Raw genomic sequence first — 13,138 nt, 5'->3', positions numbered from 1 at the left:
GTTCTGTTTCATTCCTATTTGTGCCGAGCCCCGCGCGGCATGGAGATTACTATGACTTTGGAAAATAAATTAGGCATAACCAGCTCTGCCGAGCTGGCAACTCAGGAGGAGCGCTTAAGCAAAAAGCGTGCGTTAGAGCTTTTCGAAAGCGGTATGCTGGACAAGCTGGAGGCCGGCACCTTCAAAACGCTGCAGACGATTCATAAGCAGCTTTTTATGGATATTTACGATTTTGCAGGCAAGGTCCGTTCCGTAAACATCGCCAAAGGCGGCTTTCGCTTTGTCCCGGCAATGTATCTGCTCGATGCGTTGAAGCAAATTGAACGTATGCCGCAAAGCACTTTCAACGAAATCATCGAAAAATATGTTGAAATGAATGTCGCCCACCCCTTTCGTGAGGGCAACGGCCGCAGTACGCGCATCTGGCTTGATCTTATTTTGAAGAAAGAGCTGCAGCTGGTTATTGATTGGAGCAAGGTTAATAAGGAAGATTATCTGTCCGCTATGGAGCGTAGCCCGATCAAGGACCTGGAAATCAAATTTCTCTTAAAGAACGCCCTGACCGAGCATATTGATGACCGCGAGGTTTATATGAAGGGTATTGATGCAAGCTATATGTATGAGGGCTACGAAGAATTCAAAACGAAGGATTTGTAAGCACTTGTCTGCCAATCGCCTCAGTTGCAGCAATGCAGCTGAGGTTTTTTTGTTATTCTTTTACTAATCCTTCATCAATCTTCCTTGCATACTAAAAATTTAATTGATATAATAGAAAAAGCTGAAAATTATATAAAAGGAGATTCTGTTTATGACCAACAACCATTCCAAGGGGCGTGCCATCGCACTGCTGCCTATCGCAGTCTTTCTGCTGTTCTTTATAGGCTCAGGCCTGATTACCGGGGATTTTTACAGCATGCCTGCGATTGTAGGCTTTTTAATTGCTTTAATCATAGCCTTCCTGCAAAACAAAAATCTCAGCTTTGTACAGAAGCTGCGCCTTGCTTCTACCGGCGTAGGTGACGAAAACATTCTTACCATGTGCCTCATCTTCCTTGCCGCAGGTGCCTTTTCCGGCGCTGTCCGCGCTGCCGGCGGTGTAGAAAGCACTGTCAACCTCGGCCTTTCCATTCTGCCGGGCAACATGGCGGTAGCAGGCCTTTTCGCTATCGGCTGCTTTATTTCCATTTCTATGGGTACTTCCGTAGGCACTATTACCGCACTTGCTCCGATTGCTGCAGGCATCAGCGACAAAACCGGCTTCCCGATGGCTATCTGCGCCGGTGCCGTAGTCTGCGGTGCAATGTTCGGTGACAACCTTTCTATTATTTCCGATACCACCATTGCTGCTGTTAAAACACAGGGCTGTGATATGCGCGACAAGTTCCGCGAAAACTTCAAAATCGTCCTGCCGGCAGCAATCATCACTCTTGGTCTGTTCTACTTCTTGGGCAACACCAACGAATATCAGGTTAACGGCAATCTTGATTACAGTCTGATTAAGGTTCTCCCCTATCTATTCGTATTAATCGGTGCTGTAAGCGGTGTCAACGTTTTCGTGATTCTTATTATCGGTACTGTGCTCAGTATGCTGGTAGGCCTCGGAACAGGCATGTTTACTGCTACCAAAATGTTTACCCACGTTGGCAACGGCATTATGTCTATGTATGACATCACCGTTATTTCTATAATCGTGGCCTGCATCATTACCCTGATTAAGGAATACGGCGGTATTGATTTCGTGCTGAACTTCATTAAGAGCCGTATCAGCAGCACCAAAGGCGGTGAGCTGGGTATTGCCGCTCTCGCTCTGCTTGTTGATGTCTGCACTGCGAACAACACTGTTGCGATTGTTATGGCAGGCCCGATTGCCAAAGATATCAGCGAGGAGTTCGACGTAACGCCTCGCCGCAGCGCCTCTCTGCTGGATATGTTCAGCTCCATGGGCCAGGGACTTATCCCCTACGGCGCACAGCTTTTGGCTGCGGCAAGCCTCACGGGACTTACCCCCTTCGCCATCATCCCCTACTGCTTCTATCCGCTGCTGATGGGTATCAGCGGACTGATCTTCATCTTCATCAAGAATAAAGACTAAAAACAAGCCGTACGGCTATAAATTTACTGTAATAGTAAAAAAAAAGCCGTACGGCTTTTTTCATGCTTTAATAACAACATAACGCCAACGTAAAAAGCCTGAGCAAACGCCCAGGCTTTTGTTATAGCTGTTCTAGTCAAACTATAAATAGCTTCTAATACCGCCCTTTTGCAGGATTTCCTGTTTTATTACATCAACGTATTCAAAACCCTGTGACATCAGAGTAAAGCTTGCTTTATCTATTGCGTCGCAAAATCCTGCCACCATTTTATCAAAGTGCTTAAGTGCCATATTCTTGCCTAAGCCAACATTAAGAGCTTCACGTTCAAATGCTTTTCTGTCAATATCGTTAATGTTATATATCCCGCCGATACTCATAGCCATATCTTCGGTACTGCTATCATAAACCATAGTACTGACAATATCATAAGCAGGAGCAAGGCGGATAGATTTTAAATTCTTGCTATAAAGCAGCGACAAGTTTTTTATATGATTGTCGGTATTTCCTGCTAAATAATCAAAAATACATATATCCCACAACTTCAATTGATCTGTAATAGGGTCTGATGAAAAAGAACGCAAAATATTCATAGACCTCTTTAAATAAGCAGCTCCACTTTTCTCATACTTATCACTGGCAGCAATTCCTAATGCTTGCGCAAAATCTTCCTGATGAAGCCTATAAGGTACTCTTAGTCCATTTAAAACAGCTGAGTCCTCATCAAATTTTCTGTCATAACGCCTGGTTGCGAATAAAATATCTTCCTTATTATCGCTGCCAACATTAACAATAAAGCTTTCCGGTATTTCTATACCTAAATTTTTAGCTGTCAACATACACAGCTGCTCATTAGCAACTATCTTTTTTAATCTTATATGGCTCTGCTTTACTATATGAGTGCTTGGTGCATTTCCTTCCGGAAAAAACCATTTTTTACTTTCAGGTTCATAATATAAACCAACTTTTCCGGAAGCTCCTGTTAAAGACAGATGGGATTTTGTAATAAGCTGAACAGATTCCGTTGCTCCCTCTTGCGCTAAAGCCTTTATCTCTGCATCCTGCAGTAATTTATATGAAGTTACAGGGATAGCTGCTTCATTATCAACAATCCGAATTGCTCCCAAACATTCGTTGCCGAGTACAGCTAAAATATTCAAATAATCATTTGTATCAGCATGAACTTCTTTAGCAACACATTTGCGGATAAATCCTTCGGGAAGTAAACCCTCAAAAAATTTTCTCGTAGCATGAACACTAAACGCTTCTGTCTGCAAAGGCAAGCTTAAGGAAATCGGTCTGCTACCTTCCATTTGCAAATAATCAACAGTATAGCTAAAACGTGCATCATTATAATCGTTTCCGATTATCTTGCCAACAACGCAATTTAGCCCAGAAATTTCTATCTCCACTATCAAATCAATCATTTACTTAACCTCTCTTTTCAAGAATAAAGTTTAAGCCTAAAGTATTGATTAAAAAAAGAACTTTGCCGATTTCCGTAGTTTCCTTACCATGCTCTAAATCAGAGATAAAGCTGCTGCTTAGTCCGGTAACCTCTGATAAAAATTTTTGAGTATAATTAAGCTCTTTACGACGCTCTTTTATCGCACTGCCTAAAGAAATAACATCTAATATTTTCATAAATCCTCCAAAGCAATACTCGCTTTATTATTAGCACTTAAAACAAGCCGTACGGCTATAAAACAACCATAACTTTCAAAATCAAGCCGTACGGCTATTTTCTTACTTAAAAGTATAAATCAAGCCGTACGGCTTTGTCAATAAAATAATAATATGCTTATTCCTCTTTAACAACATCTCCCCAAACGTAAAAAGCCTGAGCAAACGCCCAGGCTTTTGTTATAGCTTATTATTTTTCAAACGGGAATTTGTACTTAGTCAGGCCCAGCTCATCTCTAAGCTGAATGAATTCCTTCTGGATGGATTCGCCAACCGGTACACCCTTGTCTTTTCTATCCAGCCAAGCCATGTATTCCTTCTCGCCGGCAGTATAGATGCGTTTCTGACCGGGAGCCTTGGTGGAATTGCGCAGACCGCGGCAGATATCGCCGGCAGTTTTCTTGAAGGTGTCAACGCCCATGAAGAATGCAGGGTTGATAACGAAGAAGAAGTGGCCCAGATGATACATAGCATTGTTGCCGTTTTCATCCTTGCCGGACAGCGCCTTCATGAAAGGACCGCCTGCCAGTGCGGAGGACAGAATCTCTACGATAGTAGTGAAGCCGTAGCCCTTGTAGCCACCGGTTTCTTCGCCCAGACCACCCAACGGCAGCAGAGCAACGTTGCCTGCACGCATTTCCTTCAGGATGGTAGCGGATTCGGTCATAGTGCCGCCGTCCTTAGAAACTACCAGACCTGCCGGAGTATCCTTGCCCTGTCTAGCATAGAACTCAATTTTACCGTTTTGGATGATACTGGTTGCGCAGTCAAAGTTGAATGGGAATGCCTCATCGGTAGGCATAGTAAAGGTCAGCGGGTTGGTGCCCATCATCGGCTCAACGCCGAAGGTAGGAGCTACGGAAGGTCTTGCGTTGGTACCAGAAATACCGATCATGCCTGCCTTTTCAGCCATAGTGGTCCAGTAGCCTGCAATGCCGTAGTGAGTAGAATTAAAAATGGTGCCGCCGGCCATACCGTACTTGGAAGCCTTTTCAATCAGCATTTCCATCATCTTATGGGAAGCAACCATGCCCATGCCGTTATGAGCATCCATAACTACAGTACAAGGAGTATCCTTGACAATTTCAATTTCGGTTTTCGGCAGCAGGGTGCCGTTTTTAATACGATCCAGGTAAATAGGCTTGAAGCGGTTGCAGCCGTGGCTTTCAATACCGCGTCTGTCGCTTTCCAGCAGAACGTCTGTACAAATGCGGGCATCCTCTTCGGGAACACCGTATTTAACAAATACGTCTACCATAAAATCGTGGACTAAGTCCCAGCTTACAAAGGGTCTTGTTTCTTCCATGCTGTTTCCTCCTTGAAGAAAATTTTTTCAATTCATAATAATATTGCTTTCGCACTACATATAGTATACCTCATTACTCCATAATTGTACAGTATTGCTTTTACGGCTACACTTAGCACCTGTTACAAACGCTGATGTCAAAAAATCTATTTTTTCCTTAGGCATACTCACCTGTAAAAAAATACCGTGCAGACCTCAGCGCCATTGTCACCGAAGCCTGTACGGTATTTACGTTTTGAAATTATCAGCTTAGCCCTGCTCTGCTCCGTCCGCAGTAAAAGCAACCGGTGCCTTGGCCTCCAGCTCCTTCGTGCTGCCGTCAGCATTCTGCCACAGGGTTTTCTTGCTAAGCGAGCCGTTGGTCACAAGGCCAGTCGCATCAAAGGAGATGCCTGTACCGCTCTTGAACTCTACAAAGCCAGCGCTTTCATCCTGCAGGTTGTGCTGCCAGCCAAGCGGACGCAGCTTCGTTGCCTCCGCCAGTGTACCGGTTATAACCCTGCCATCTGCATCAAAGGTCAGCAGATTGTCATTTTTAAAGCGCACAAAGCCATAGCCATTATCGCTCAGCTGCAGGATAACGTCATTATCAATCACACCGCTGAGCACAGTGCCATCTTTGGCAAAGGTCACGGACTTATTGCCCATGTAGCGCACATGACCGTCGGCAGGAATCACCAGCCCCGGGCGGTACGGATGGTAAAAGAAGCGCGGCGGGAAGAACGGCGCACTCCGCTCCACATAATAATAGTTGCTCGCCAGGCTCTTCCATCCGGCAGGACGCAGATAGGTGGCGCTTGCCAGCACGCCTTCGATTACCTGACCGTCATCGTTGAGCTTTACAACAGTATTCTTCTTGAACTTGATATCGTCGGCTACCGTCCAGCCCTGCGGCACCAGCTTAGTATCCTTGTCTAAGGTTATGGTTTTATCAGCAAGAGCTGTGTTGGCGCCTACAAGCACTAAGGTAGCTAATAGTAAGGCTGTAACTTTACGCATGATAATCACCTCATTTACACTTTCTAAGCATATTATAGCATAGGTTACTAAAAGAAAATATAAAACTATTGTGAATTAAGTGTGGAGGTGATGGGGAGATATTCTTCTATTTACTATTCACCCCTGCTACGCTATAATATAATTAAATAAGCTCATTGAAAGGAGTTGTGCGCCTATGTGTACCAACAAGCATTACTACTGCATGTTCAACGGCATTACAGTCACTACCAGCGACATTATAGATGAAGAATACAAGGAATATATTTGCGTAAGATTTGAACGTCCCAACAATAATAATGGTTTTGATTTCGCTGAAATTATTATGCCTGACAAAAAGTTTATCAAGGCTTTTGGCTTTAGTGAGGACGAGCTTTATTGGATTAAAAGCTTCGCAGCGGATAATCTTTTTCTTATGTGGGAAATGGCAAAGGAGAGTAAGCAAATTGCCTAAAATATTAGCAGGTTTCTTAGGGTATGTGTTTTATTTTTGGGATTAAGGTTGCCATTAAACCAAAGTAAAATCCCCCCCCTGCAAAACATCCATGTTTGACAAAAAACAAGATAAAACGTATAATAAACATAAAGAGACAACTGGTTGTGGAAAGCCGGTTCTCCTCATTGTTTAAAAGTTAGAAAGAAACCGTCTTACCGCTAGGCGGTTTTTTTCATGCCGTAATTACTTACGATACGTAAGGATCAGCACGACCAGAGTTGCGAAAGCAATCATCAGAGATAACGCTTCGAAAACAGTCATAACATCACCCCCACTCGCTAGGGAGTAGGAAAACCGACTACCAGTTGCCTCAAAATATATTATAACATAATATTGATATTTTTAAAATACACCTCTAAAGGTGTGTTTTTTATTTTAAGCATATTTAAAAACAAAGATACCAGATTCTATCCCAGCCTCTTTTATATTAAATGAATTGTACTACTGTACCCATTAATCTACTATATTTCCCGTCGCTAATTGCTTTGACGTAAATTATAGCATGACCTTTCATTGCTAAAGCCTTGTTTTTTAGTTTAATGAGTTCAACTTCCCAGTCTTGCGTACTGTCTCCTAAAGAACCATCCGAAAAAATGATTCCCATGATAGAATATTCTTCTTTTAAGTCGCCGGTTGTTGTAATAATAGAATCATAATCTGTTTCAGGATTTTTGATTGAACTAAACCATCCCATTTGCTACACTCCTTTGTTCTTATGGTGAAGTTAGCTACATTATATTATTTTATTGCGTTAAAAGCAAATGTTTTTTCATAGAAATCGTTTTGTAAAGAATCTGCATTTTTATTCTTTTGAATGTTTCATTGTTTATAATGAAAAGCTCAGTTTTTCGAGTGATTTAATGTGAGACAAGATTGTATGAGTTGAGTGGAAGAATTTTTTACAGTCGTTCAAATTATTTTCAAAGCTACAACCATGCATATAAATAAAAAATCCTATTGCAGACTAACTCAGAACATCTGCAATAGGATTTTACGCTTATCTTATATTAAATTATGCAACAGCGCCAGCTTTCCCCTTACTTGCTCAGGTACTCGTCAATAGCAGCTGCAGCCTTCTTGCCTGCGCCCATAGCACTGATTACGGTTGCAGCACCGGTTACGATATCGCCGCCGGCGAACACGCCCGGAATAGAGGTAGCACCTGCCTCGTCGGCAACAATGTTACCGCGCTTGTTAACCTCCAACTCAGGGGTAGTCTGCTTAATCAGCGGATTCGGACCTTGGCCGATAGCCATAACTACCATGTCAACGTCGAGCACATACTCGCTGCCTGCGATAGCTACAGGAGAGCGACGGCCGCTGGCATCTGCTTCGCCAAGCTCCATCTTGATGCACTTCAGGCCGTTAACCCAGCCCTTTTCATCACCCAAGATTGCAACCGGATTGTTCAGCAGGCGCAGCTCAATGCCTTCCTCCTTAGCGTGGCCGATTTCTTCCTTACGTGCGGGCATTTCCTCCTCGCTGCGACGGTACACGATATATACCTGCTCCGCGCCAAGGCGCTTCGCGGTACGCGCTGCGTCCATTGCTACGTTGCCTGCGCCAACGATAGCAGCCTTCTTGCCAACATATACAGGTGTAGCGTAGTTCGGGAATTCGTAAGCCTTCATCAGATTTACACGCGTCAAAAATTCGTTGGCGGAATATACGCCGTTGAGGTTTTCGCCGTCAATCTGCATAAAGTGCGGCAGACCGGCGCCGGTACCAACATAAACAGCGCTGAAGCCTTCCTCCTCCATCAGCTCTTTGATGGTGAAGGTGCGGCCGATAACAGCGTCAACTACAATTTTTACGCCCAGCTTTTTCAATGCGGAGATTTCATGCTGTACGATTTCCTTAGGCAGACGGAACTGCGGAATACCGTACATCAGCACACCGCCTGCAGCGTGCAGCGCTTCGTACATGGTTACATCATAGCCCATTTTTGCCAAATCGCCTGCGCAGGTCAGGCCGCTAGGGCCGCTGCCTACTACGGCAACCTTCTTGCCCTTGCGTTCTGCCGGAGCTTCTACATCGTTATCCAGGCCATGCTCACGCGCATAGTCGGCAACAAAGCGCTCCAGGCGGCCGATAGCTACAGGCTCGCCCTTGATGCCCAGCACGCACTTGCCCTCGCACTGGTTTTCCTGCGGGCAGACACGTCCGCAGACAGCAGGCAGGGTACTCTTTTGCTTAAGGATTTTATAGGCCTCGGCAAAGTTTTCCTGTGCCACCTCATGAATAAACTTAGGAATATCAATATTAACCGGGCAGCTGCCTACACAACGCGGTTTAGGGCAGTTCAGGCAGCGCTGTGCCTCGTCTACCGCCATTTCCTTAGTGTAGCCAAGTGCTACCTCCTGAAAGTTTTTGTTACGCACATCAGCCGGCTGTTCCGGCATAGCATTTCTCATTCCTCCACGCATTTGCAATGACCTCCACAGCTATATTCCAGTGCTTCCTGGTCCTTGTACATCTGCTGACGCATTACCAGGTTCGCAAAATCTACCTCGTGAGCATCAAACTCCGGTCCGTCTACACAAGCAAATTTGTTCTCGCCGCCAACCATTACACGGCAGCCGCCGCACATGCCGGTGCCGTCTACCATGATGGTGTTGAGGCTGGCTGTAGTTTTAACGCCGAAGGGTTTGGTGGTCGCTGCCACGTTTTTCATCATGATAACAGGACCGATGGCCAATACCAGGTCAAGCTTCTCGCCTGCCTCCAGCATTTCACGCAGCGGGTCAGTTACAAAGCCCTTGCGGCCTGCACTGCCGTTATCGGTGGTCAAAATCAGCTCGTCGCTGATAGCTGCCATTTTATCCTGCCAGATTACCAGATCCTTGTCGCGCGCACCGATGATGGAGATAACCTTGTTGCCCAGCTCGTGATATGCACGCGCGATGGGATAAACAGGCGCAACGCCGATACCGCCGCCTACTACTACAACAGTACCGAACTTGCCCATCTCGGAAGGATGTCCCAAAGGACCAACTACGTCGAGAATATCATCACCCTCGTTAAAGGTGTCGCACAGATGCTTAGTAGTGTTGCCCACCGCCTGCACGATTAAGGTGATATAGCCTTTTTCACGGTCAAAATCCGCAATAGTCAGAGGAATACGTTCGCTGTATTCGTCAGTGCGGATGATAACAAACTGTCCCGGATGGCATTTGTGTGCCACCAGCGGCGCGTCTACGACGAACTCGTAAACAGCAGGTGCTAAATTTGCTTTGGTAATGATTTTAGCCATTTTCTTGCTTTTCTCCTTTTGCTGCTAATTGCTATTTATTCAAAAGCTTTCTGGTGCAAGCCTCAGCTTCCGCGTAAATCTTTTCTTCGTCAAAGGTCAGCAGCTTGCCAGCTTCCACAACCTTTTTGCCTGCTACGAAAACAGTGTCGGCATCGGTGCTGCTTGCTGCATAAACCAGCTGGGACAGCTTATTGTGACGCGGATACCAGTAAGGCTTGTGCATATCCCACAGTACGATATCTGCCTGCTGACCTGCTTCCAAAAGTCCGGTATCAGCAAAGCCCAAAGTCTTGGCACCGTCAACGGTTGCCATCTCCCACGCCTTTTTAGCAGGAACAACGAGGGGATCAAAGGTGGTTGCCTTATGCAGCATTGCGGCAGCACGGCATTCCTCCAACATATCCAGATTGTTGTTGCTGGATGCGCCGTCCGTGCCCAGGCCAACGCAAATGCCCTTGTTCAGCATTGCCGCTACCGGTGCGATACCGCTTGCCAGCTTCAGGTTGCTCTGCGGGTTGTGAGCTACACGCACGTGCTTGGCAGCCATGATGTCCATATCCTCGTCTGTCAGATGTACACAGTGTGCAGCAATGGTACCCAGCTCAAACATGCCCAGCTTATCCATCAGCTGAATCGGTGTCATGCCATGCTCTTTAACAACGGTATCAACCTCAAATTTAGTTTCGCACAGATGCATCTGGATTTCTGCCTTGTTGGCAGCAGCCTCGGCAATAACCTTTTCCAGATAATCAACAGGACAGGTATAAGGAGCGTGCGGACCGTAGGTGATGCGGATACGGCCGTTGTCATAGCCCTGCCAGTTCTTCGCCAGCACAGTGTTTTCTGCCATCTTTACGTCCTTGTCCGGCGCTACGCCGATCAGGCCGCGGCTGAGGTTAGCGCGGATACCGGTTTCGGCGCAGGCACGCGCAACGTCCTCCATGAAGGCGTACATGTCGGCAAAGCAGGTAGTACCGCCCTTCAGCATTTCTACAATGCCCAGCATAGCACCCCAGTAGATGTCGTTAGCGTCCATCTTGTCTTCAATCGGCCAGATTTTGTTTTGCAGCCAATCCATGAGCGCCATATCGTCGGCATAGCTGCGCAGCAGCGTCATAGAAACGTGGCCATGGGTGTTGACCATGCCGGCAGTAGCCAGCTTGCCCTTGCCGTCCACAATTTCGTCGGCAGCAAAGTCTGCAGGCACGTCCTTGCCTACATAAACAATCTTATTATCTTCAACGGCGATGTTCTGCATTTCACCGTTCGGAGTATGCAGAAGCTCGATATTTTTAATCAGTAGCTTAGCCAAAAGATTTCACTTCCTTGGTATAAATTAAATCCTGCCTCCCTGTTAAGAGAGGCGGATGACAGTGATATTATTGTTTCTACTCCTCGCCCTGCTGACGTTTGGAGTAATGCTTTTCATAAAAATCATGCATCACGTCCACGTCCTCACAGCTCAGCTCGTACACCTTGTTACCGGTGCCTGCACAGATTACGGCAATCTGCGCCGCCTTTTCCAGAATTTCGGCAGCAAGCAGTGCCTCCGCCATGTTTTTGCCCCAGCAGACAGCGCCATGGTTGGCCAGCAGCACAGCCTTTTTGCCGTTCAGCGCACGCACGGTGTTCTCCGCCAGCTCCTGCGTACCGCAAAGAGCGTACTCAGCGCACTCCACCCTGCCGCCGATAATCTGCACGATATCCTCGATAATCGCCGGCACTCCCTGATGCATAGCCGCAAGTGCACTGGCATAAATGCTGTGCGTATGGATTACGGCACCAGCCTCAGGATAAGCGTTGTAAATAGCGGTGTGCACCTTCAGTTCGGAAGAAGGAATGTACTTACCTTCAACAACTTCGCCATCACGGTTGATGATGACAACGTCCTCAGGAGTCAGCGTTTCATAACCGTGGCCGGAGGGTGTGATAGCAATATTCTGCGCGTCAATGCGGCAGCTGATATTGCCCCAGGAGCCTGCGACGAGCTTTTTTTCAATCAGCGCATGGCCTGTTTCCACAATGGCGGCACATGCACTTTCTTTAGCAAATAACTGCGTTTCCATGATTATTCGGCAGCCAGATATGCCTTCTGCTCATCGCTCAGGGTGTCGATGCCTGCGCCCATAGCCTGCAGCTTCAGAGCAGCGATTTCGGTGTTCAGTTCTTCCGGCAGTACATACAGTTTGTTTTCCATTGCTCCCTTATGGTCGAGCAGATATTTCATAGCCAGGAACTGCATAGCGAAGGACAGGTCCATGATTTCAATCGGATGGCCGTCGCCGCAAGCCAGGTTAACCAGACGGCCTTCGCCCAGCAGGTTCAGCTTACGTCCGTCAGCCATAGTGTAGGTCATGATATTTTTGCGTACTTCATACGGAGCAACTACGGAAAGCTCCTCCAGATGATGTTTGTTGATTTCTACGTCGAAGTGACCTGCGTTGCACATAACAGCGCCGTTCTTCATAACCTCCATATGAGGTTTGGTGATTACGTCCTTGCAGCCAGTTACGGTTACAAAGATATCGCCGTGTTTTGCAGCCTCCTGCATCGGCATAACGCGGAAGCCGTCAAATACTGCTTCGATACCCTTAATCGGATCAACCTCGGTAACGATAACGTTAGCGCCCAGGCCCTTGGCACGCATTGCAACGCCCTTACCGCACCAGCCATAGCCTGCAACAACAACAGTTCTGCCTGCTACGGACATGTTGGTGGTACGCATGATGCCATCCCAGGAGGATTGGCCGGTACCGTAACGGTTATCAAACAGATACTTGCAGTAAGCATCATTAACGGCAATCATCGGGAATGCCAGATGACCTGCTGCAGCCAGAGCCTTCAGACGATGTACGCCAGTGGTGGTTTCCTCGCTGCCGCCCATCAGGTTAGGAATCAGGTCACGACGTTCGCCGTGCAGCATATTAACCAAATCGCCGCCGTCATCAATAATCAGCTGCGGTTCGCTCTTTAAAGCTTCGCGCAGATACATATCATATTCTTCGTTGGTGCAGCCGTGGGTTGCGAAAACAGTTACGCCGCTGTCAACCAGTGCTGCGGCAATTTCGTCCTGAGTGGAAAGCGGGTTGCTGCCGGTAACAACAACATTAGCGCCTGCGTTCTTCAGCACGAGTGCCAGATAAGCGGTTTTTGCTTCCAGGTGAATGGTTACAACCATGTTGATGCCCTGGAAGGGTTTAGTTTTGCTGTATTCATCGTTCAGATGGTTCAGCAGGGGCATATATTCCTTTGCCCACGCGATACGTTGATGACCTAACGGTGCCAATTTGATGTCTTTAATAATGCTTTGCATA

The 13,138-nt window shown here is 46.6% G+C and carries 14 protein-coding genes; 3 read left to right on the top strand and 11 right to left on the bottom strand.

Annotated features, from left to right (window positions below; genetic code table 11):
• The first annotated feature begins 51 nt into the window (after nt 1–51).
• Nucleotides 52–657, top strand: coding sequence for a protein adenylyltransferase Fic (gene fic / locus Q0612_RS00165; RefSeq protein ID WP_298879202.1), 606 nt, complete (start codon nt 52–54; stop codon nt 655–657).
• A gap of 151 nt (nt 658–808) precedes the next feature.
• On the top strand, nt 809–2,092 hold the full coding sequence (locus Q0612_RS00160) for a Na+/H+ antiporter NhaC family protein (protein WP_298879200.1): 1,284 nt from the start codon (nt 809–811) through the stop codon (nt 2,090–2,092).
• A 141-nt stretch (nt 2,093–2,233) separates the two neighbouring features.
• Here Q0612_RS00160 and Q0612_RS00155 read toward each other — a convergent pair whose 3' ends face one another.
• From Q0612_RS00155 to Q0612_RS00140, 4 genes are all read right to left on the bottom strand, one after another.
• Nucleotides 2,234–3,517, bottom strand: coding sequence for a HipA domain-containing protein (locus Q0612_RS00155; protein WP_298879198.1), 1,284 nt, complete (start codon nt 3,515–3,517; stop codon nt 2,234–2,236).
• A gap of 4 nt (nt 3,518–3,521) precedes the next feature.
• On the bottom strand, nt 3,522–3,734 hold the full coding sequence (locus tag Q0612_RS00150; protein ID WP_210684449.1) for a helix-turn-helix domain-containing protein: 213 nt from the start codon (nt 3,732–3,734) through the stop codon (nt 3,522–3,524).
• 229 nt (nt 3,735–3,963) lie between these two features.
• Nucleotides 3,964–5,079, bottom strand: coding sequence for an Ldh family oxidoreductase (locus Q0612_RS00145; protein WP_298879191.1), 1,116 nt, complete (start codon nt 5,077–5,079; stop codon nt 3,964–3,966).
• A gap of 249 nt (nt 5,080–5,328) precedes the next feature.
• Nucleotides 5,329–6,078: a hypothetical protein gene (locus tag Q0612_RS00140; protein ID WP_298879189.1), complete on the bottom strand. Its 750-nt coding sequence runs from the start codon at nt 6,076–6,078 to the stop codon at nt 5,329–5,331.
• Nucleotides 6,079–6,253: 175 nt separating this feature from the next.
• Here Q0612_RS00140 and Q0612_RS00135 point away from each other — a divergent pair, with 175 nt between their 5' ends.
• Nucleotides 6,254–6,529 carry a hypothetical protein gene (locus tag Q0612_RS00135; RefSeq protein ID WP_298879186.1) on the top strand — a complete coding sequence of 92 codons (276 nt, stop codon included), beginning with the start codon at nt 6,254–6,256 and terminating at the stop codon, nt 6,527–6,529.
• Between the two features lie 225 nt (nt 6,530–6,754).
• On the opposite strand, the gene Q0612_RS11875 is transcribed toward Q0612_RS00135, so the two are convergent.
• From Q0612_RS11875 to Q0612_RS00105, 7 genes are all read right to left on the bottom strand, one after another.
• A complete protein-coding gene (locus tag Q0612_RS11875) occupies nt 6,755–6,832 on the bottom strand; it encodes a putative holin-like toxin (protein ID WP_366939773.1) in 78 nt (25 codons plus the stop codon).
• Between the two features lie 166 nt (nt 6,833–6,998).
• Complete coding sequence (locus Q0612_RS00130) at nt 6,999–7,265, bottom strand: hypothetical protein (RefSeq protein ID WP_298879183.1); 267 nt, start codon at nt 7,263–7,265, stop codon at nt 6,999–7,001.
• A gap of 343 nt (nt 7,266–7,608) precedes the next feature.
• Nucleotides 7,609–8,997: an NADPH-dependent glutamate synthase gene (gltA, locus tag Q0612_RS00125; RefSeq protein WP_298879179.1), complete on the bottom strand. Its 1,389-nt coding sequence runs from the start codon at nt 8,995–8,997 to the stop codon at nt 7,609–7,611.
• Nucleotides 8,982–9,824 (bottom strand): sulfide/dihydroorotate dehydrogenase-like FAD/NAD-binding protein, encoded by an 843-nt coding sequence (locus Q0612_RS00120; RefSeq protein ID WP_298879176.1) that lies wholly within the window; start codon nt 9,822–9,824, stop codon nt 8,982–8,984. The genes gltA and Q0612_RS00120 overlap by 16 nt, the downstream gene beginning before the upstream one ends.
• Nucleotides 9,825–9,855: 31 nt before the next feature.
• A complete protein-coding gene (locus Q0612_RS00115; RefSeq protein ID WP_298879173.1) occupies nt 9,856–11,136 on the bottom strand; it encodes an amidohydrolase in 1,281 nt (426 codons plus the stop codon).
• A gap of 76 nt (nt 11,137–11,212) precedes the next feature.
• Nucleotides 11,213–11,890, bottom strand: coding sequence for a class II aldolase/adducin family protein (locus Q0612_RS00110; RefSeq protein ID WP_298879170.1), 678 nt, complete (start codon nt 11,888–11,890; stop codon nt 11,213–11,215).
• A gap of 2 nt (nt 11,891–11,892) precedes the next feature.
• Nucleotides 11,893–13,137 carry an adenosylhomocysteinase gene (locus tag Q0612_RS00105; protein ID WP_021721118.1) on the bottom strand — a complete coding sequence of 415 codons (1,245 nt, stop codon included), beginning with the start codon at nt 13,135–13,137 and terminating at the stop codon, nt 11,893–11,895.
• Between the last annotated feature and the right edge of the window lies 1 nt (nt 13,138).

Source organism: uncultured Phascolarctobacterium sp. (assembly GCF_937920985.1).
In the GTDB taxonomy this organism is placed as follows: Bacteria; Bacillota; Negativicutes; order Acidaminococcales; family Acidaminococcaceae; genus Phascolarctobacterium_A.
The sequence above is the reverse complement of the archived record's forward strand: the minus strand, read 5'-3'. Positions and strand labels throughout refer to the sequence as shown.

Bases quoted from the DNA above. Each gene is read 5' to 3' on its own strand.
- Q0612_RS00140 (WP_298879189.1), bottom strand. From the start codon at position 6,078: ATGCGTAAAGTTACAGCCTTACTATTAGCTACCTTAGTGCTTGTAGGC.
- Q0612_RS00110 (WP_298879170.1), bottom strand. From the start codon at position 11,890: ATGGAAACGCAGTTATTTGCTAAAGAAAGTGCATGTGCCGCCATTGTG.
- Q0612_RS00145 (WP_298879191.1), bottom strand. From the start codon at position 5,079: ATGGAAGAAACAAGACCCTTTGTAAGCTGGGACTTAGTCCACGATTTT.
- Q0612_RS00150 (WP_210684449.1), bottom strand. From the start codon at position 3,734: ATGAAAATATTAGATGTTATTTCTTTAGGCAGTGCGATAAAAGAGCGT.
- Q0612_RS00155 (WP_298879198.1), bottom strand. From the start codon at position 3,517: ATGATTGATTTGATAGTGGAGATAGAAATTTCTGGGCTAAATTGCGTT.
- Q0612_RS00130 (WP_298879183.1), bottom strand. From the start codon at position 7,265: ATGGGATGGTTTAGTTCAATCAAAAATCCTGAAACAGATTATGATTCT.
- gltA (WP_298879179.1), bottom strand. From the start codon at position 8,997: ATGCGTGGAGGAATGAGAAATGCTATGCCGGAACAGCCGGCTGATGTG.
- Q0612_RS11875 (WP_366939773.1), bottom strand. From the start codon at position 6,832: ATGACTGTTTTCGAAGCGTTATCTCTGATGATTGCTTTCGCAACTCTG.
- fic (WP_298879202.1), top strand. From the start codon at position 52: ATGACTTTGGAAAATAAATTAGGCATAACCAGCTCTGCCGAGCTGGCA.
- Q0612_RS00120 (WP_298879176.1), bottom strand. From the start codon at position 9,824: ATGGCTAAAATCATTACCAAAGCAAATTTAGCACCTGCTGTTTACGAG.
- Q0612_RS00105 (WP_021721118.1), bottom strand. From the start codon at position 13,137: ATGCAAAGCATTATTAAAGACATCAAATTGGCACCGTTAGGTCATCAA.
- Q0612_RS00160 (WP_298879200.1), top strand. From the start codon at position 809: ATGACCAACAACCATTCCAAGGGGCGTGCCATCGCACTGCTGCCTATC.
- Q0612_RS00135 (WP_298879186.1), top strand. From the start codon at position 6,254: ATGTGTACCAACAAGCATTACTACTGCATGTTCAACGGCATTACAGTC.